At 62.2% G+C, this 17,997-nt stretch carries 17 protein-coding genes and 1 other RNA gene; 7 read left to right on the top strand and 11 right to left on the bottom strand.

Translation table 11 applies throughout. The features are described 5' to 3' along the window. Positions 1-56 precede the first annotated feature (56 nt). Together ACH2DG_RS08305 and ffs are read right to left on the bottom strand one after the other, a co-directional pair. On the bottom strand, positions 57-536 hold the full coding sequence (locus tag ACH2DG_RS08305) for a GNAT family N-acetyltransferase (protein WP_395025419.1): 480 nt from the start codon (positions 534-536) through the stop codon (positions 57-59). Positions 537-645: 109 nt separating this feature from the next. Then, positions 646-742: signal recognition particle sRNA small type (gene ffs, locus ACH2DG_RS08300), an RNA gene on the bottom strand. Between the two features lie 156 nt (positions 743-898). Here ffs and dnaX point away from each other — a divergent pair. From dnaX to ACH2DG_RS08280, 4 genes are all read left to right on the top strand, one after another. Next, positions 899-3,154 (top strand): DNA polymerase III subunit gamma/tau, encoded by a 2,256-nt coding sequence (gene dnaX / locus ACH2DG_RS08295; RefSeq protein WP_395025417.1) that lies wholly within the window; start codon positions 899-901, stop codon positions 3,152-3,154. A 63-nt stretch (positions 3,155-3,217) separates the two neighbouring features. Further along, positions 3,218-3,550, top strand: coding sequence for a YbaB/EbfC family nucleoid-associated protein (locus tag ACH2DG_RS08290; protein ID WP_395025415.1), 333 nt, complete (start codon positions 3,218-3,220; stop codon positions 3,548-3,550). 65 nt (positions 3,551-3,615) lie between these two features. After that, positions 3,616-4,206: a recombination mediator RecR gene (gene recR / locus ACH2DG_RS08285; RefSeq protein ID WP_395025413.1), complete on the top strand. Its 591-nt coding sequence runs from the start codon at positions 3,616-3,618 to the stop codon at positions 4,204-4,206. 485 nt (positions 4,207-4,691) lie between these two features. Then, entirely contained in the window at positions 4,692-5,996 is a 1,305-nt protein-coding gene (locus tag ACH2DG_RS08280) for an MFS transporter (protein WP_395025411.1), read from the top strand. 128 nt (positions 5,997-6,124) lie between these two features. Here ACH2DG_RS08280 and ACH2DG_RS08275 read toward each other — a convergent pair whose 3' ends face one another. Both ACH2DG_RS08275 and ACH2DG_RS08270 read right to left on the bottom strand, forming a co-directional pair. Next, positions 6,125-7,237, bottom strand: a complete 1,113-nt coding sequence (locus tag ACH2DG_RS08275) for a hypothetical protein (RefSeq protein ID WP_395025409.1) — start codon at positions 7,235-7,237, stop codon at positions 6,125-6,127. Between the two features lie 248 nt (positions 7,238-7,485). Beyond that, positions 7,486-8,292, bottom strand: a complete 807-nt coding sequence (locus tag ACH2DG_RS08270) for a ferritin-like domain-containing protein (RefSeq protein ID WP_395025407.1) — start codon at positions 8,290-8,292, stop codon at positions 7,486-7,488. An 85-nt stretch (positions 8,293-8,377) separates the two neighbouring features. Between ACH2DG_RS08270 and ACH2DG_RS08265 the strand changes: the two genes are divergently transcribed. After that, positions 8,378-8,905 (top strand): gamma carbonic anhydrase family protein, encoded by a 528-nt coding sequence (locus ACH2DG_RS08265; protein WP_395025405.1) that lies wholly within the window; start codon positions 8,378-8,380, stop codon positions 8,903-8,905. Positions 8,906-9,018: 113 nt separating this feature from the next. Continuing rightward, a complete protein-coding gene (locus tag ACH2DG_RS08260) occupies positions 9,019-10,008 on the top strand; it encodes an Hsp33 family molecular chaperone HslO (protein ID WP_395025403.1) in 990 nt (329 codons plus the stop codon). Positions 10,009-10,101: 93 nt separating this feature from the next. On the opposite strand, the gene ACH2DG_RS08255 is transcribed toward ACH2DG_RS08260, so the two are convergent. The 6 genes from ACH2DG_RS08255 to ACH2DG_RS08230 form a co-directional block, all read right to left on the bottom strand. Next, on the bottom strand, positions 10,102-10,620 hold the full coding sequence (locus ACH2DG_RS08255) for a hypothetical protein (RefSeq protein WP_395025401.1): 519 nt from the start codon (positions 10,618-10,620) through the stop codon (positions 10,102-10,104). 115 nt (positions 10,621-10,735) lie between these two features. Further along, positions 10,736-11,014, bottom strand: coding sequence for a septum formation initiator family protein (locus ACH2DG_RS08250; protein WP_224152276.1), 279 nt, complete (start codon positions 11,012-11,014; stop codon positions 10,736-10,738). A 41-nt stretch (positions 11,015-11,055) separates the two neighbouring features. Further along, the gene (eno, locus tag ACH2DG_RS08245; protein ID WP_224152277.1) at positions 11,056-12,342 is read right to left on the bottom strand and encodes a phosphopyruvate hydratase; all 1,287 of its coding nucleotides are present in this window, start codon (positions 12,340-12,342) and stop codon (positions 11,056-11,058) included. Between the two features lie 104 nt (positions 12,343-12,446). Beyond that, the gene (locus ACH2DG_RS08240; RefSeq protein ID WP_184709287.1) at positions 12,447-12,737 is read right to left on the bottom strand and encodes a DUF1330 domain-containing protein; all 291 of its coding nucleotides are present in this window, start codon (positions 12,735-12,737) and stop codon (positions 12,447-12,449) included. 2 nt (positions 12,738-12,739) lie between these two features. Beyond that, complete coding sequence (gene kdsA, locus ACH2DG_RS08235) at positions 12,740-13,597, bottom strand: 3-deoxy-8-phosphooctulonate synthase (protein WP_395025398.1); 858 nt, start codon at positions 13,595-13,597, stop codon at positions 12,740-12,742. A 116-nt stretch (positions 13,598-13,713) separates the two neighbouring features. Beyond that, on the bottom strand, positions 13,714-15,369 hold the full coding sequence (locus ACH2DG_RS08230; RefSeq protein WP_224152280.1) for a CTP synthase: 1,656 nt from the start codon (positions 15,367-15,369) through the stop codon (positions 13,714-13,716). A gap of 162 nt (positions 15,370-15,531) precedes the next feature. Between ACH2DG_RS08230 and coaBC the strand changes: the two genes are divergently transcribed. After that, positions 15,532-16,746 carry a bifunctional phosphopantothenoylcysteine decarboxylase/phosphopantothenate--cysteine ligase CoaBC gene (coaBC, locus tag ACH2DG_RS08225; RefSeq protein ID WP_395025396.1) on the top strand — a complete coding sequence of 405 codons (1,215 nt, stop codon included), beginning with the start codon at positions 15,532-15,534 and terminating at the stop codon, positions 16,744-16,746. Positions 16,747-16,892: 146 nt separating this feature from the next. Here the strand turns inward: coaBC and ACH2DG_RS08220 are convergent, their stop codons facing one another. Further along, the gene (locus ACH2DG_RS08220; RefSeq protein ID WP_395025446.1) at positions 16,893-17,909 is read right to left on the bottom strand and encodes an Ldh family oxidoreductase; all 1,017 of its coding nucleotides are present in this window, start codon (positions 17,907-17,909) and stop codon (positions 16,893-16,895) included. Positions 17,910-17,997: the final 88 nt, after the last annotated feature.

The raw sequence follows: 17,997 nt of genomic DNA, 5'->3' as shown, positions 1-17,997 counted from the left end.
GGCTGCATGACCATCTCTGTAGGTCTGCTCGGCAGGTTCACGCGGAGCCGGAGGATCTATGCCGCTGTCAGCTGCTTGGCCATCTGCACGGTGGTCAGGCCGCTGTGCCACTCCTCATCGGGGCAGAAGCCGGTTTCCTGGTAGCCATGGCTCCCGTAGAACCCGCGTGCCTGCTGATTGAAGGTGTCTGTCTCCAGGCGCGATTGCGCATGGCCCGCCGCCACCATGGCCGTTTCGGCATACCGCAGCAGCTGGCTGCCTATGCCTTGCCCTTGATGGCGGGGCGACACATGCAGGGCATCGATGAAATCGCCGTCCCAGTCAATGAGGCCTGCGACCTCAGCGCCGGACACGGCCACATGCATGGCGCAAAGGCGCTCGTCCACATAGCGTAGCGTACTGCCAGAGCTTTCGAAGCGTGCAACGGCGGCTGGGGTCAGTACCGGCTTCCAGGTGGCTTCATAGGTTTGCCCAAGAATCCGCACGATGGCATCTGCGTCTTCCGGTAAGGCGGGCCGAATGGTGATGGTGGACATGGTTGGCAATCCAGCGGTGTTTGCGCTCCGTGTTGGAGGGCTGGAATTGGAGAGAACAGGCCCCTGGACGAGCTGAAGCTCCTCAATGCAAGGAGCTTTTGAAATGAGAGGTGACGAGCCTTACCCCCGGCACTGGATCCACAGTTAGGGCTGCTTGGTTCCCCACCTGACCCGGTTGGCCGCTTCCCCATGCGGGGAGGCCCGTCAGGGATGCATTGTACCGAAAGAAATGGAGGCTTTTGGCTTGAAAGGCCAAAGAACGGTGCCTGCTGCGTGATGACGGTGCGGGTCTGGCCGGTTGTCGGTTGCACAAAACAGTGCCGGGCTGGCGGGGCCTCCGACTGCCCGTAGAATGCCTGCCTATGTCCTATCTCGTTCTCGCCCGCAAATACCGTCCACGGAATTTCTCTGAAATGGTGGGCCAGGAGCATGTGGTGCAGGCATTGACCAATGCCCTCACCCAGCAGCGCCTGCACCATGCCTATTTGTTCACGGGAACGCGTGGGGTGGGCAAGACAACGGTTTCGCGCATTCTGGCCAAGTCGCTCAATTGCACGGGTGCCGATGGCACGGGAGGCATTACCGCAACGCCATGCGGGGTGTGCCCGGCCTGCGTCGAGATCGACAGTGGCCGCTTTCCTGATTACACGGAGCTTGATGCCGCCTCCAACCGTGGCGTGGATGAAGTGCAGGGCCTGCTGGAGCAAGCGGTCTACAAACCCGTGCAAGGGCGCTTCAAGGTCTTCATGATCGACGAAGTGCACATGCTGACCAACACCGCCTTCAACGCCATGTTGAAGACGCTGGAAGAGCCGCCCGAGTACCTGAAGTTCGTTCTGGCAACCACCGATCCGCAAAAAGTACCGGTGACCGTGCTCTCGCGCTGCCTGCAGTTCAACCTGCGGCCCATGGCGCCAGAGACGGTGCAGGAGCACTTGGGGCGCGTGCTGTCCAACGAGAATATTCCGGCCGAGACGCAGGCGCTGCGCCTTCTGTCGCGCGCAGCGCGTGGTTCCATGCGCGATGCGCTCAGCCTGACCGACCAGGCCATTGCCTTTGCTGGCGGCCAGTTGCAGGAAGCGGGTGTGCGCCAGATGCTGGGCGCGGTCGACAGCAGCCATGTGTTCCGCCTGATTGATGCGCTGGCGCGCGGTGATGGTGCGGAGGTGGTGGCAACCGTTGATCAGTTGCGCCACCAGGGGCTGTCAGCCGCATCCACGCTGGAAGACATGGGCGTGCAGCTGCAGCGCATGGCCGTGCTGCAGGCCGTGCCAGAGAAGGCCCAGGCTGCCGTTGCGAATGACGATGCCGAGCAGCAGGAGGTTCTGCGCCTGGCGCAATTGATGCCTGCGGACGAAACCCAGCTGCTCTACTCCATTGCCTTGCATGGACGGGCTGAGCTGGGGCTGGCGCCTGATGAATATGCAGCGCTGACCATGGCGCTGCTGCGCTTGCTGGCTTTCAAGCCTGCGGGCGCGGCTGAAAAAAAAACTCTGAATAGCGCCGTTGCTGCCGCCGCACCACAACCAAAACCACCGGTAGCGCCCGTACAGCAAGCGCAGCCAGCTATCAAAAATGCAGGGTCGACGCCATCTGTGTCTGCACCCGTGGCTCTGCAGGAGGCAGCCCCCGTGGCGGTGGCGCCCGTTGCGGCGCCGACTATGACCCAGCCGAAGCCGGAGGGGCCTGCGCAGGCCGTTGTTGCAGCCTCTGCAATGCCTGCTGTCCCCGCTGCGCTCGCATCCGCCACGCCTGCCGCACCAATCGCGCAGACCACCCCCGCTTCCGCGGTAGAGCATTCCGTCGCGGCTGGTGCAGCGCCTGTCCTTGCATCCACGGTTTCACCTGCCAGCATGTCCGTCGATGCCGTGCGGCTGCCGGTGCGTACGGCGGAAGACCTGATTCCTGCGCGTTCTCACCCTGCCGAGCCGCCCGCTGCCGACGACGAGGCGCTGCCGTCGCAAGAGGGGGATGACGACGAGGACCCGGTGCCTGTGGCGCCGGTGGACGCTGACGACGCACCGTATTTTGACGACGTACCGGATGACGCCTACCTGGATGATGCGGCACCTTCTGGATCGGCACCGACCCTGCCTGACCTTCGGGCGACCGATGAGCTGCCTGCGCAGTCCGGCTTGATCGCCCTGCCTGTGCAGGCGCACCAGGCAAGCGATTACGACCGCCCCGCCAGCTTTGGCGACAACCTGGGCCGCGTGCCCCCGGAGTTTGCCGATACACCTGACGGCGGCTTCTGGAACGAGACCGTGCTCAAGCTGATCGAGACCGAGGCGATTACCGCCGTGGCACGCCAGTTGGCACTGCGCTCGCAGCTCATCCGGCGCGAAGCCGATTGCTGGTGGCTGAGGGTGGATCTGGAGACGCTGGCGCAGCCTGGTACGGTGGAGCGCTTGCGCACTGCGCTGGTGGCGGCGGGCCTGGTAGGCAAGATCGAGGTGAGCGTGGGTGAGGTGGAAGACTGCCCCGCACGGCGCAAGGCGCATGCGCAGCAGGCGCGCCAGCGGGCCGCAGAAGATGTGGTGCGCAATGACCCCTATGTCCAGTCTCTGATACAGCAATTTGGCGCGAAAATAGTGCCAGGCAGCATTCAGCCCCTATGATGATGTGTTGGGCCGTGTGCAAGTGATGCGCGTGCCGCAGAGTTTCAAATAGAAGGATCTTTCATGTTCAACAAAGGACAACTCGCAGGTTTGATGAAGCAGGCCCAGGCCATGCAGGACAACCTGAAAAAGGCCCAGGACGAGCTGGCCAATATCGAAGTCGAAGGCGAGTCGGGTGCGGGCCTGGTCAAGGTGCTGATGACCTGCAAGCACGACGTCAAGCGCGTGACGATTGACCCGAGCCTGTTGTCCGATGACAAGGACATGCTGGAAGACCTGGTGGCTGCCGCCTTCAATGCGGCCGTTCGCAAGGCGGAAGAGACCAGCAACGAAAAGATGGGCAAGATCACTGCGGGCATGCCCGGTCTCCCGGGCGGCATGAAGCTGCCGTTCTAATTATTTTGACAGCATGCACCGCGCGCTGGATAAGCGTTGCGGTGCTTTTTCTTTTGGAATTTGCCATGTCCGATACCGGCACCCTTGAAGCCCTGGTGCAAGCGCTGCGCCGCCTGCCCGGTGTGGGCGTCAAATCGGCATCGCGCATGGCCTTCCATCTGCTGCAGAATGACCGCGAAGGCGCCGAGTTGCTCTCTCGTGCCTTGCATGAGGCCAGCACCCGCGTGCGCCATTGCGAGCGCTGCCACACCTTCACGGAAAACACCATCTGCGAGACCTGCCTGGATGCGGGGCGCGATGCGGCCCGCCTGTGCGTGGTGGAAACGCCCGCCGACCAGGCGGCGCTGGAGCGCACAGGAGCGTACAAGGGCCTGTACTACGTGCTGATGGGGCGCCTGTCGCCGCTCGATGGCATCGGCCCACGCGACATCGGCCTGCAGCAATTGCTGGAGCGGGCCAGCGACGGTGTGGTGCAGGAAGTGATTCTGGCCACCAACTTCACCGCAGAAGGGGAAGCCACCGCGCATGTGCTGGGCGAAGCCCTGCAGCGCCGCGGTGTCGGCTTCACGCGTCTGGCGCGAGGCGTGCCGATTGGCAGCGAGCTGGAGTATGTCGACCTCGGCACCATCGCCCACGCGCTGGCAGATCGGCGCTGAGACCGACCTCTTGCTGTGCATGTGTATGCCGTAGCGCCGCTGGGGCAGGGCGCAGGCGGATTCTTCTGGCAGCCATTCCCATTCCCTGGGTATGTGCGGGCCCGTATTTCCGTGCTTACCCGCGTTTTCCCACCGGATGTCCGGTTTTCGACAGCAGTGATTGCATAGTACAACTACAATTTCATACGGGTCTTGATGGTGTTTTATGCATTTTCTGCATGACCACCTCTGCTGCGTAGCTCGTCTTGTGGATTTACCGGTACTTCTGCTCGCACGCCTGGTTTGATTTATTTACCGATCCCGTGATTTCGTCGCCTGCCTTGCGTAGGGTGGCGCACTGTGGCGCCACAGTGCAGCCCTCCATACGCATCGGCGGAATCCAAGGATGGGAAAACGCACAGCCACGCGCAGAACCAAGCCCTTTTTTCGTGAACTGCAACGGCTGCGCTCGCGCCGACTGCGACTTGTGTTTTTAGGACTTCTGCGTGCAATCTACTGCTGTATCCAAGAGAAATATTCTGGCCGCTGTCATTGGCAATGCGCTGGAATGGTATGACTTTCTCGTCTTCGCCTTCATGACGCCCATCGTGGCCAAGCTGTTCTTTCCGAGCAATCCGAACGATCCGAGCGACGACCTCAACAAGATCCTGATGACCACGGCGGTGTTCGGCGTGGGCTTTTTCATGCGTCCGGTGGGCGGCATCCTGCTGGGCCTGTATGGCGACCGCAAGGGCCGCAAGGCGGCCATGGTGATGGTGACGGCCATCATGGCGGTGGCGATTGCACTGATCACCTTTGCGCCGACCTACCAGGGTGTCGGGATCTGGGCGCCGATCTTCATCGTGCTGGCGCGCCTGCTGCAAGGCTTTGCAGCGGGGGGCGAGTTCGGTACCTCTACGGCCCTGTTGATCGAGTTGGCACCCAAGGGCAAGCGGGGCTTTTACGGCTCCTGGCAGATGACGGGACAGATGGCTGCCTTGCTGATCGGCGCCGCCGTGGGCACGCTCATCACCGATGTCTTTACGCAGGAGCAGTTGATGGGCTGGGCCTGGCGCATTCCGTTTGCCGTGGGCCTGCTGATCGTGCCGGTGGCGATTTACATCCGCCGCCATGTGGAGGAGCCAGAAACCTTCGTGAAGCTGCAGGCCGCGCAGAAGGCCGGCACCATCAAGCAGGTGGGCGTGCTGGAAATGCTGCGCACCCACGCGCGCGAAACCCTGGTGGGCATGGGCCTGGTGGTGACCGCCACGGTGTCGATCTACATCACCTTCACCTATCTGGTGACGTACTCCACGGTCACCCTCAAGCTGCCGTTGCATGACACTTTCATGGTGCAGATGGTGGGCGCTGCGATGATGGTGGTGCTGATGCCGTTCATGGGCGCATGGTCGGACCGCGTTGGCCGCCGGCCGCTGATGATCGGCTCCCTCATTGGCTACCTGCTGGTGCTGTACCCGCTGTACGCGTGGCTTACCGACGGCCCGACGATTGCCAAGCTGATGACCGTACAGGTGGTGGTGTGCGTTTTTGTTTCGGTGTTTTTTGGTGTGTTCAGCACGGTGATGGCCGAATTGTTCCCCGCCCACGTCCGCTCGGTGGGCATGTCCATGGCCTACAACATTGCCGTGATGGTGTTTGGCGGGTTCGCGCAGTTCATCGTCACCTGGTTGATCAAGACGACGGGCTCGACGATGTCGCCTGCCTTCTATGTGATGTTTGGCGTGACGCTGGGCCTCATCGCCTCGTTCTTCATCCGCGAACGGGCGCATGAAGAGCATCTGGATGCCTGATGGGCCGCTAGAAAACGAAGGGGCTGAACCAGACAGGTGCTGGCATCCATGAAAAACCCGGCTGCGCGGATGGCGAGCCGGGTTTTTTATTGCCGCTAACGCTTCGGGGCGAGACCAGCGTGGCCAGATCAATCAGGGGATGTATAGGTTTGCAGCAGGTCCTGCCACTGCGATTCCAGGGCGAGTACCGGGGTGGCGAGCGGTGGTGGCAGCAACTGGTCTACGGCCTGCTGCAGCGTCAGCCCCAATTGCTTGCCAAGCAGCAGGGAGTGGGCAATCAGGATCAGGCTGTCGTGCGGCACATCGGGCCACGCCGTGGCGGCTGCGGCAGTGAGTGCTATGGCGTGTTCCTGGTACAGAGCGATGCAATCGGGCGGGCGCGGTGCATTGTTCTGCGCAACCGCGTCCAGCATGCCTGCCCAGGCATGCAATTGCTCGACGCGCAGACTGGCGAGCAATTGGGGAAGCGACGTGTAGATGTGCCGCTTGGACAACTCTTGCGACTGCGCCATGCGCAGCAGGTTGAAAAGCAGCGTGGGCTGGGCTTGCAGAAACTGGGTGAGTGCCTCCGGCTCGGCGCTGGCCTTCAGTTGGGCTCTCAGGGCATGGGCTTCCCTCACGGTGGGCAGCACCACGCGGGCAGGTACAGGCTCTGGCCGGCGAACCGCATAGCCTTGCAGCAGGTCCACCTGATTTTCCTGCGCGAGCTGCAACTGGGCGGCAGACTCGATCTTGTCGGCAATCAGGGTGACCCCCGGGATACGCCGACCCCAGCGGATCATCAGCACGGCGCGCTCGGCAGCCAGCACGGAAAAATCGATCTTCAGGTAGTTGACCAGGTCATGCCAGGGCGCATATGCGGAGTCGAGCACCGAATGGTTGAAGGCCAGCGCAAACCCCTTGTCGCGCAGGGCCGCAAGCGCGGGGCGGCGGGCTTCCACCTCGCTGGATGCCGCATGGCCCAATGAAGGAATCTCCAGGACGACCTTGCCCGTTGGCAGAAGATCGAGATGCGGGCTGCGCAGGCTCTCGTATGTGGTGTTGAGAAACAGCAGCCCATCATCGAGCAGCGCTGCGGGCTTGAGGTGCGAGAGCACCGAGTGGGCAAGCGACAGGTCCGAGTCGATGGTGTGGGTGGACGCCGTGCGGGATCGGTTGAATATCTCGTGTCCCACTTGCATGCCATTGGCATCGCGAATGGACTGCCATGCGATAGGGGGGGCTGGAGAGGTGAAATCCATGGCGGCTGCCGCTGGACTGGAAGCTGGGGATGGCGCGCTCGTATGTTGCATGTACAGCTGAACTTCCGTCTGTGCAAGCTGCCTGGTGAGTGGGTGGGCGGCGCAGGCGGTATCTGCAATTCGTTATGTCTCGGGGTTGGAAGTATTTTCGTCCATATTGTGCGCAAGCACTGACACAGGTTGAATGAGAAGCACAGGTTTTTGTAGCAAGTTGCGCGTTCAGCCACAAAGCAATGAGCGCCTATTTGTTACAACTGTGCCTCCAGCCAGGCCAGTTCCGCCGGGCTGAATCCGGCCTGGCTGCGTGCTGCCAGATTGATGGGCGGCTTGGGGCGAGGGGCCTCGTAACGGGCCACCAGATCGCTGTAATGGGCCTCGGGGTCGAGCCCCTGGGCTGCGCAGACATGCCGGTACCAATGGTTGCCGATGGCGACATGGCCTACTTCCTCGCGCAGGATGATGTCCAGAATGGCTACGGCTTCCAGGGCGTCGGGTGCACCGGTTTGTTGCAATTTGGACTGGATCTGGGGTGTTGCATCCAAGCCACGGGCTTCCAGGGTGCGAGGCACCAGGGCCATGCGCGCGACGATATCGCCAGCGGTTTTCTCGCACATGGTCCATAAGCCCTGGTGTGCGGGAAAGTCGCCATAGTCGGCTCCCCATTTCTGCAGATGGGCGCGCAACAGGCGAAAGTGCTTGGCTTCCTCTGCTGCAACCTGCAGCCAGTCCAGGTAGTACTGGCGCGGCATGCCAGGAAAACGCCAGATGGCATCGAGCGCCAGGTTGATGGCGTTGAACTCGATGTGGGCGATCGCATGGAGAAGGATGGCGCGTCCTTCAGGGGTGGCGGGTGAGCGGCGCGCAACCGCCGTGTGGGGCTTGAGTTCGGGTCTGGCTGGGTGGCCGGGCAAGTCCACGGCAACCGGGGTCTCCAGCGGTGCATCGGTTGCTATTGATAGCGAAGCGCTTTGCGCATGCAGGGTAAGCGCCAGGGCAGATTTTTCTTCGGGATCGCGCACGCACAGGGCATGCAGGGCGCTTTGACGTAATTCCATCCCTACAATTATGGATCAGCCCGCGGATGCAGCGCCTCGGCCGCTGCAGGCAAGGGGGCGTTCCAGTGCAAAAACAGGAGACATGATGGCGAAGTATGAATTGGATGGCGTGCAACCCGAAGTGGATGCCGGAGCCTGGGTGGCCGACAGTGCGCAGGTCATGGGCCGGGTGCATCTGGCGGCAGACAGCAGCGTGTGGTTTGGTGCCATCCTGCGTGGCGACAACGATCCGATCCGGGTGGGAGAGGGCTCCAATATCCAGGATGGCAGCGTGCTGCACACCGACAAGGGCAAGCCGCTGGATATCGGCCGCCACGTCACCATCGGCCACAACGTCATCCTGCATGGCTGCACGATTGGCGACGAGTCATTGATCGGCATGGGGGCCATCGTGCTCAATGGCGCCAGGATTGGCAAGCGTTGCCTGGTTGGGGCGGGGGCGTTGGTCACCGAGAACAAGGAGTTTCCCGATGGCAGCCTGATCGTCGGCAACCCGGCCAAAGTGGTGCGCCAGTTGACCGAAGAGCAGATGGAAGGCTTGAAGCGCAGTGCACAGGGATATATGGCCAATGCCAGACGCTTTGCGGCGGGTCTGCGAAAATTACCGGAGTAAGAACATGTTTGCGATCCCCACGCCACGCGGCTGCACAGAGGTCGCAAGCATGTTCCAAACCATCGCCCGGGCACCGCAGGGTGCACGCGGCGAACCAAGGATGGGAATCACGAGTGTCTGAACTGCATAAATTTTTGTTTGATGGCCTGCCCGTGCGTGGCGCTGTCGTGCGCCTGACGGAAGCCTGGCAGGAGATCCTGAAGCGCCGCGCTGCCAACACTACATCCGGTGCCTACCCGCTGCCGGTGCAGGAGCTGCTGGGTGAGATGACGGCTGCCGGTGTGCTGATGCAGTCCAACATCAAGTTCAACGGTGCGCTGGTGTTTCAGATATCCGGAGATGGCCCCGTCAAGCTGGCGGTGACCGAGGTGCAGTCCAACCTGAGCGTGCGCTCCACCGTGACCATCAGTGCGGAAGTGCCCACCGATGCGAGCCTGACCGACATGGTCAACGTGCATGGCAAGGGCCGCTGCGCAATCACGCTCGACCCCAAGGAAAAGCTCCCTGGCCAGCAAGCCTACCAGGGTGTGGTGCCGCTGGTGAACCTGGATGGCGAACCGGTGGACAGCCTCGCTGCCATCCTGCAGCAATACATGCGCCAGTCCGAACAGCTGGATACCGTGCTGGTCCTTGCCGCGAACGAGCAGGTGGCGGCGGGCCTGATGGTGCAGCGCATGCCGATCAAGGGTGAAGCCAATCTGGCGGCCGGCAGCCTGAACACCGAAGACGCCGACCAGATCGACCAGAATGAGGAATACAACCGCATCGCCCACCTGGCGGCCAGCCTGACGCGCGACGAGCTGCTGAACCTCGATGTGGAAACCATTCTGCATCGCCTCTTCTGGGAAGAGAAGCTGCTGCGCTTTGTGCCGGAGGACGGTGAAGGCGGCCCGCACTTTGCCTGTACCTGCAACCGCGACCGTGTGGCGGGCATGCTGCGCAACCTGGGTCAGGAAGAGGTGGACAGCATTCTGGAAGAGCAGGGCCTGATAGAGGTGGGTTGCGAATTCTGTGGTCAACAGTACCGCTTTGATGCGGTAGATACTGCGCATCTGTTTACCGAACCCGGCAACGACCCACCAGCTTCCCACCGCATGCAGTAAGACCAGAAAGGTCTGCAGCTTTGCGGTACCTGGCAAAAAACCACGCATTGCGTGGTTTTTTCATTGGGCGCCATTCCAGGCCTGGGCATCCGCTCACGGATTTTCGGAACTGGTCAGTCCCTTGAAAAGGCGGAATTCACATTCCGGATCGCTGCATTTTTCGCAGCTCCAGCTCCACCGTGTCAGATTGCCGTGTTCCCGCAAGGCGCTGCGCCGCGCCTGCAGTGTCGGCGCCTCGGGAAACCAGTTGCACAATGCGGTGAGCGCGTCGTCCAGCAGGCGCGTGCCCTGGCTGAACAGGACCTGAAACGGCTGGCGCCGGCTGATCAGGTCGGCGCGCAGCTGCATCAACGCGTCCTGTGCGTGCTGCCCCTGGGTGTTGCTGGCGCTCAGGGGCGGGGTGAGCAGCAGCAGGGCATCGGTGGCGCCGAGTGTGCGCGCATCGAGCTGCATTGCAGCGCTGGGGCGGAAGTGAAAGCAGTCCTCTGCACCCAGCGCATGCTGCAGGCTGCCTGCCAATGCGCAAGCGTCTTCCTCGGCGCAAGCCACCACATGGACGCATGCCATGGAGGGCGATACTGGCGTGGTGCGGGTGCTGGGAAGGGCAGACATAGGGCGCGATGATACGGCGAAAAAGAAAGCGCCTTCGATAGGAAGGCGCTTCAGGGAGGGCTGTATTCGCCAGCGCGGTCGGAGCCGATTGCGCTATTCAATCCCGCCGGTGTTTCTACTTGCGCGTGTACTGCACAAATACCTCATTGGGTTTGACCATGCCCAGTTCATTGCGGGCCTTGGCCTCCACCATGTCCATGCCTTGCTTGAGATCGCTCACCTCGGTCTCCAGGCGCACATTCTCGCGCTCGGCGGCCTCGTTCTCGGTCTTTTGCTTGGCGATCTGCTCTTTCATGTCCTTGACGTACGGGACGCTTCCCCGGCCGCTCCACAGCTGGGCATGGATGCTGACCAGGATGGCCAGCAGCACAAAGGGAACAATGCGGGAAATCATGAGCGCAGATCGATCAATAGACAATGGCTAAAGCCGCAAGCTTAACGCAGATTGTAAAAGGCGGCGCGGCCAGGGTACACGGCCACTTCGCCCAGGTCTTCCTCGATGCGCAGCAACTGGTTGTACTTGGCCATGCGGTCCGAGCGGCTGAGCGAGCCGGTCTTGATCTGGCCAGCGTTCAGGCCCACGGCGATGTCGGCAATCGTGCTGTCCTCGGTTTCGCCGGAGCGGTGCGAGATCACGGCGGTGTAGCCTGCGCGCTTGGCCATTTCAATGGCAGCAAAGGTTTCGCTCAGGGTGCCGATTTGGTTGATCTTGATCAAGATCGAATTGGCAATGCCCTTGTCGATGCCTTCCTTGAGGATCTTGGTGTTGGTGACGAACAGGTCGTCGCCCACCAGCTGCACCTTCTTGCCCAGGCGCTCGGTCAGCACCTTCCAGCCATCCCAGTCGCCTTCGTGCATGCCGTCTTCGATGGAGATGATGGGGTACTTGTCGCACCAGGCGGCCAGCATGTCGGTCCATTGCTCGGCCGTCAGGCTGATGCCGCCTTCGCCTTCGAGCACATACTTGCCGTCCTTGTAGAACTCGGAGGCAGCGCAGTCCAGGGCCAGCGCGATCTGGTCGCCAGCGGTGTAGCCAGCCTTGTCGATGGCTTCCAGAATCAACTGGATCGCTGCTTCATGGTTTTCGACCGATGGCGCAAAGCCGCCTTCGTCGCCCACGGCGGTTGGCATGCCACGGCTGTCGATGATCTTCTTCAAGGCGTGGAACACCTCGGCGCCCCAGCGCAGTGCTTCGCGGAAGCTCGGCGCGCCCACGGGCACGATCATGAATTCCTGCAGGTCCAGGCTGTTGTTGGCGTGGGCGCCGCCGTTGATGACGTTCATCATCGGCACGGGCAGCTGCACGCCTGCCATGCCGCCAAAGTAGCGGTACAGCGGCAAACCGGCTTCTTCGGCAGCGGCGCGGGCGACAGCCATTGACACGGCCAGCATGGCATTGGCGCCCAGGCGGCTCTTGTTGTCGGTGTTGTCCAGGTCGATCAGGGTCTTGTCCAGGAAGGCCTGCTCGGCCGCATCCAGGCCCAGGATGGCTTCGGAGATTTCGGTGTTGATGTGCTCGACTGCCTTGAGCACACCCTTGCCCAGGTAACGGCTCTTGTCGCCATCACGCAGCTCGATGGCTTCGCGGGAGCCGGTGGAGGCGCCCGACGGCACGGCCGCACGGCCCATCACACCCGATTCCAGCAGCACATCGCATTCGACGGTGGGGTTACCACGCGAATCCAGAATTTCGCGGCCAACGATATCAACAATTGCACTCACTTTAGAGCCTTTCAGAGATTGAAAAACGGGTTGCGTTGCTGCAAAAAGAGGAGCTGCAGCCGCGCGATATACGTGCGCTGGGGGCTAAAAAACGTCCCAAACGGTTACACACCTTCGACCAGAACCATGCGCATGATAGCGGCACCTTCGCGCGCCGCGCGGGCCTTGGTGTATTCCGGGGAGTTATAAAACTTATGTGCGCTCTCGGCGTCCTTGAACTTGAGGATCACGGTGCGGCCAGGGTTCCAGTCGCCTTCGATCACTTCCACCTTGCCGCCGCGCACGCAGACTTCGGCGCCATAGGCTTGCATGGCGATGGTGCTGTACTTGCGGTATTCCTCGTACTGCTCAGGGTTGGTGACGGTGACCGACGCGATGATGTAGGCAGAGGCCATGCTTATGCTCCAAAATTGTTTTCGAGGTAGCCACTCTTCTTGGTGACATTGTCCAGTGCAACCAGGGTCTCCAGCAGCGCCTTCATGTGCTTGAGCGGCACGGCGTTGGGGCCGTCGGACAGGGCGTTGCAGGGATCGGGATGGGTTTCCATGAACACGCCAGCCACGCCCACGGCAATGGCTGCGCGGGCCAGCACGGGCACCATCTCGCGCATGCCGCCACTGCTGGTGCCATTGCCGCCGGGCAACTGCACGCTGTGCGTGGCGTCAAACACCACAGGGGCATTCGTCTCGCGCATGATGGCCAGCGAGCGCATGTCGCTCACCAGGTTGTTGTAGCCAAAGCTGGCGCCACGCTCGCAGGCCAGAAAGCTGTCCTCGGGCAGGCCTGCTTCCTTGGCGGCGGCACGGGCCTTGTCGATGACATTCTTCATATCGTGCGGCGCCAGGAACTGGCCCTTCTTGATATTGACCGGCTTGCCCGACTGCGCGCAGGCGCGGATGAAGTCAGTCTGGCGGCAGAGGAAAGCCGGCGTCTGCAGCACATCGACAACGCTGGCCACGTACGGCACTTCGGCCTCGGTGTGCACATCGGTGAGGATGGGAACGTTCAGCTCCTTTTTCACCTTGGCGAGAATCTCCAGGCCCTTTTCCATGCCGGGGCCGCGAAAGCTCGTGCCCGAGGATCGGTTGGCCTTGTCGAAGCTGCTCTTGAAGATGAAAGGAATGCCCAGCGACGCGGTGATTTCCTTGAGCTGGCCGGCCACATCCATCTGCAGCTGTTCGGATTCGACCACGCAGGGGCCGGCAATCAGGAAAAAGCGTTTGTCGAGGCCGATGTCAAATCCGCACAATTGCATGGAAGGCTCCTCAGCGATAAGGGGTGGTGAGGCGCCATGAAAAACGGTGTGCACCGGTGGATGCTTTGTTTTTCATAGCGCCTGGCGCCTGCAGTGATTGCACTGGCGCCTGTTTTTTACTTGGAAACTACCTTCTTGCGGTCCACGGCCGCCTTGATGAAGGCATTGAACAGCGGATGGCCCGCCCAGGGGGTGGACTTGAACTCGGGGTGGAACTGCACGCCGATGTACCAGGGGTGCACCTTGGCAGGCAGCTCGACGATTTCGGTCAGGTGCTCGCGCTGGGTCAGCGCGGAAATCACCAGGCCTGCGTCGCGCAGCTTGTCCAGGTACTGGGTGTTGGCTTCGTAGCGGTGGCGGTGACGCTCGGTCACCACATCGCCGTAGATGCTGTGGGCCAGGCTGCCTGACTGCACATCGGACGATTGCGCGCCCAGGCGCATGGTGCCGCCCAGGTCGGAGTTTTCGTCACGCGTCTTGATCGTGCCGTCGGCATCCTTCCACTCGGTGATCAGCGCGATCACGGGGTGGGGCGTTTGGCGGTCGAACTCGGTGGAGTTGGCATTGTCCAGGCCCGCCACGTGGCGCGCGTATTCAATGGTGGCCACCTGCATGCCCAGGCAGATGCCCAGGTAGGGCACCTTGTGCTCGCGGGCGTAGCGGGCGGTGGAGATCTTGCCTTCCACACCGCGCGAGCCAAAGCCGCCGGGCACCAGAATGCCGTCGTAGCTCTTGAGCATTTCGGCAGCGGCCTTGTCGTCCACCGTTTCGGAATCCACGTGCGTGATCTTCACGCGCACATGGTTCTGCATGCCGGCGTGCTTGAGCGCTTCGTTGACCGATTTGTAGGCGTCCGACAGCTCCACATACTTGCCAACCATGGCAATCGAGACCTCGCCCTTGGGGTGCTCGGTCTCGTACACCAGGTCGTCCCAGCGCTTGAGGTTGGCGGGCGGCGTGTTCAGGCGCAGCTTGTCGCAGATCAAGCCGTCCAGGCCTTGCTCGTGCAGCATGCGGGGCACCTTGTAGATGGTGTCCACATCCCACATGCTGATGACGCCCCAGGACTGCACATTGGTGAACAAGGAGATCTTGTCACGCTCTTCCTCGGGGACGGCATGCTGGGCGCGGCACAGCAGCGCATCGGGCTGGATACCGATTTCGCGCAGCTTCTGCACCGTGTGCTGGGTGGGCTTGGTCTTGAGCTCGCCAGCCGCCGCAATGTAAGGCAGGTAGGTCAGGTGCACGAAGGCCGAGTTGTTGGGGCCGAGCTTGAGCGAGAGCTGGCGCACCGCTTCGAGGAAGGGCAGCGATTCGATATCGCCGACCGTGCCGCCAATCTCGCAGATTGCCACGTCCACCGCGTGGTCGGTGCCGATACCGGCGCCGCGCTTGACGTATTCCTGGATCTCATTGGTGATGTGGGGAATGACCTGCACGGTCTTGCCCAGGTAATCACCACGGCGTTCTTTTTCCAGCACGCTCTGGTAGATGCGGCCGGTCGTGAAGTTGTTGGACTGGCGCATGCGCGTTTCGATGAAACGCTCATAGTGGCCCAGATCCAGGTCGGTCTCTGCGCCGTCGTCAGTCACGAACACTTCGCCGTGCTGGAAGGGGGACATGGTGCCTGGATCCACGTTGATGTAGGGATCCAGCTTGATCAGGGTGACTTTGAGTCCGCGCGATTCCAAAATCGCTGCAAGGGAGGCTGAGGCGATTCCCTTACCGAGGGAAGACACCACACCGCCAGTGACGAAGACAAATTTGGTCATGTCTTTTTGGGAGGTGGGAAATTCTGATTATAAAGGCGCTTGCGAAGGCGGTGCGCGAGGTGCAGGCAATGGTCTGCAAAATGCATGGGATTGGCCATGCTGGCATGCGCCTTTGCATGGCGGGCAGGCGCTGCGCCATGGGGCTCTGCTACATTGGCGGGCATGAACCAGCTCCATGGAAAACATATTGTCCTCGGCATGTCCGGCGGCGTTGCCGCTTTCAAATCGGCCGAGCTGTGCCGCCGCCTTACCAAGGCGGGCGCCACCGTGCAGGTGGTGATGACCGAATCGGCCACCCAGTTCATGACGCCGGTGACCATGCAGGCCCTCTCCAACCGGCCTGTCTATGTATCGCAGTGGGATGCGCGCGAACACAACAACATGCCGCACATCAACCTGAGCCGCGAGGCAGACGCCATTGTGATTGCGCCGTGCAGCGCAGATTTCATCGCCCGCCTGGTGCAGGGCAGGGCCGACGAGCTGCTGAGCCTACTGTGCTTGGCGCGGCCCATGGGGACGGTGCCGCTCATTCTTGCTCCCGCCATGAACCGCGAGATGTGGGCACACCCGGCCACGCAGCGTAACCTGCGCCAGGTGCAGGCCGATGGCGCCGTGGTGCTGGGTGTGGGCAATGGCGACCAGGCCTGTGGCGAGACCGGCGATGGCCGCATGCTCGAAGCTGCCGAGATCGAAGAAGAGCTGCAGTACTTCTTTGCCGCCAAATCGCTTGCAGGCAAGAAACTGCTGATCACCGCCGGGCCCACCTTCGAGGCGATCGACCCGGTGCGCGGCATCACCAACCTCTCCAGCGGCAAGATGGGTTTTGCCATTGCGCGGGCCGCCCAGGCGGCCGGTGCGCAGGTTACCCTGGTGGCTGGTCCGGTGCATGTGCCCACGCCGCGCGGCGTGCGCCGCATCGATGTGCAATCGGCGCAGAACATGCTCGATGCCGTGCTGAGCAACGTGGATGGCGCCGATATCTTTGTTGCCACCGCAGCCGTGGCTGACTGGCGCCCGGCCCAGGCTGCCGACCAGAAGATCAAGAAAGATGGCAGCGGCCAGGTGCCGCAGATGGCGTTTGTGGAGAACCCCGACATTCTGGCCACCGTGGCGCAACTGCCGCGCGCCCAAAGCGGCCAGCTCTACTGCGTCGGCTTTGCGGCAGAAAGTGAAAACCTGCTGGCCAACGCAGAGGCCAAGCGCCGCCGCAAACAGATTCCGCTACTGGTGGGCAATATCGGCCCGGCCACATTTGGCAAGGACGACAACGCCTTGCTGCTGGTGGATGCGCACGGCCATCAGGAACTGCCCCGTGCCAGCAAGGCTGCGCTGGGCGAGCAGTTGGTTGCGGAGATTGCGTGCCGGTTGGCGCAATAGGGGTGGCAACGCCCTGGCGAAGCTAAAGCTATCGAAAAATGAGCTGGTAGCGGTTGCGTTTATTGGGTTTTATAGACCTTAAGGGTCTAAACCTCATCACCGCAAGCGCAGCCAGCTCTTCTTTTTGAATCAACGCAACCACCGTGTCACTGCAGCAGGGCTTCAATGTCGTTGTAGAGCGCACGCGAGATGCTGATGCCCTGCTTGGCGCTCTGGGCGCGGGCGGCGAAGCGGCGCTCTGACGGCAGGCGGGCGCCCTGGTCGGTAATGGCTGCAAACATGGCCTCGGCGCGCTCCTGCGAGGCAGGCCACTCGCCGCCTGCAAATCGCTGCGGGTCAAAGGCCAGCAGGAGGTGGCCGTGGTAGGGCACACCGCCTTTGCCTGCATCAAAATCCATCGAGCCCTGGCTGTTGAGGTCACCAATCAGCGCACCGGCCATCAACTCCACCATGGTGGACAGGGCCGACCCCTTGTGGCCGCCAAAGGTCAGCATGGCGCCCTTGGCTACGGCCACCGGGTCGGTGGAGGGGGCGCCGTCTGCATCCACCCCGGCGCCTTCGGGCAAGCGCTTGCCAGCGCGACGGTGCAGCTCCAGGTCGCCGCGTGCGATGGCGCTGGTGGCAAAGTCAAACACATAGGGATACGGGCCCGGGCGCGGCCAGCCAAAGGCAATCGGGTTGGTGCCGAACACGCCGCGCTTGCCACCCGTGGGGGCCACCCAGGCGTGGCTGGGCGTCATCACCAGTGCAGCCAGGCCCTGGGCGGTGAGCATTTCCACTTCGGGCCACAGGGCGGTGAAATGAAAGCAATGGTTGATGACCAGCGCGCCCATGCCGAGCTGGCGCGTGGCCGCCACCAGATGCGGCAAGCCAGCTTCCAGTGCCAGCGGCGAGAATGCCTTGCGCGCGTCCACCCGCGTGATCGCGCCCTGTGTGGGTTGCACGATGGGCTCTGCCTGCAGGTCCACCAGACCGGTGCGGATCGTCTGCGCTGCGCTCAGAATGCGGTAGGCGCCGTGCGACTGGCAGGCATCGCGCTGGCCCGCAACCACAATGCGCGTCATGGCGCTGGCGTGCGCCGCGCTCAGGCCCAGGTGCTGCAGCACGCGCATCGACAGGTCATGCAATTGCGATTCGGGAATCAGGAGGGTGTCGTTGTTCATATCGCTCATGGTGTCTCCAATCCTGCCGAGCTTAGCAGGCGGCATGATGCATTGCAGCCACCGGCGCGGCATCTGCGGGTTAATCCTG

The organism is Comamonas odontotermitis (assembly GCF_040396735.1).
Taxonomy (GTDB): Bacteria; Pseudomonadota; Gammaproteobacteria; order Burkholderiales; family Burkholderiaceae_C; genus Comamonas; species Comamonas odontotermitis_C.
Note: the sequence above shows the minus strand (reverse complement) of the source record. Positions and strands in the feature narration are given on the sequence as shown.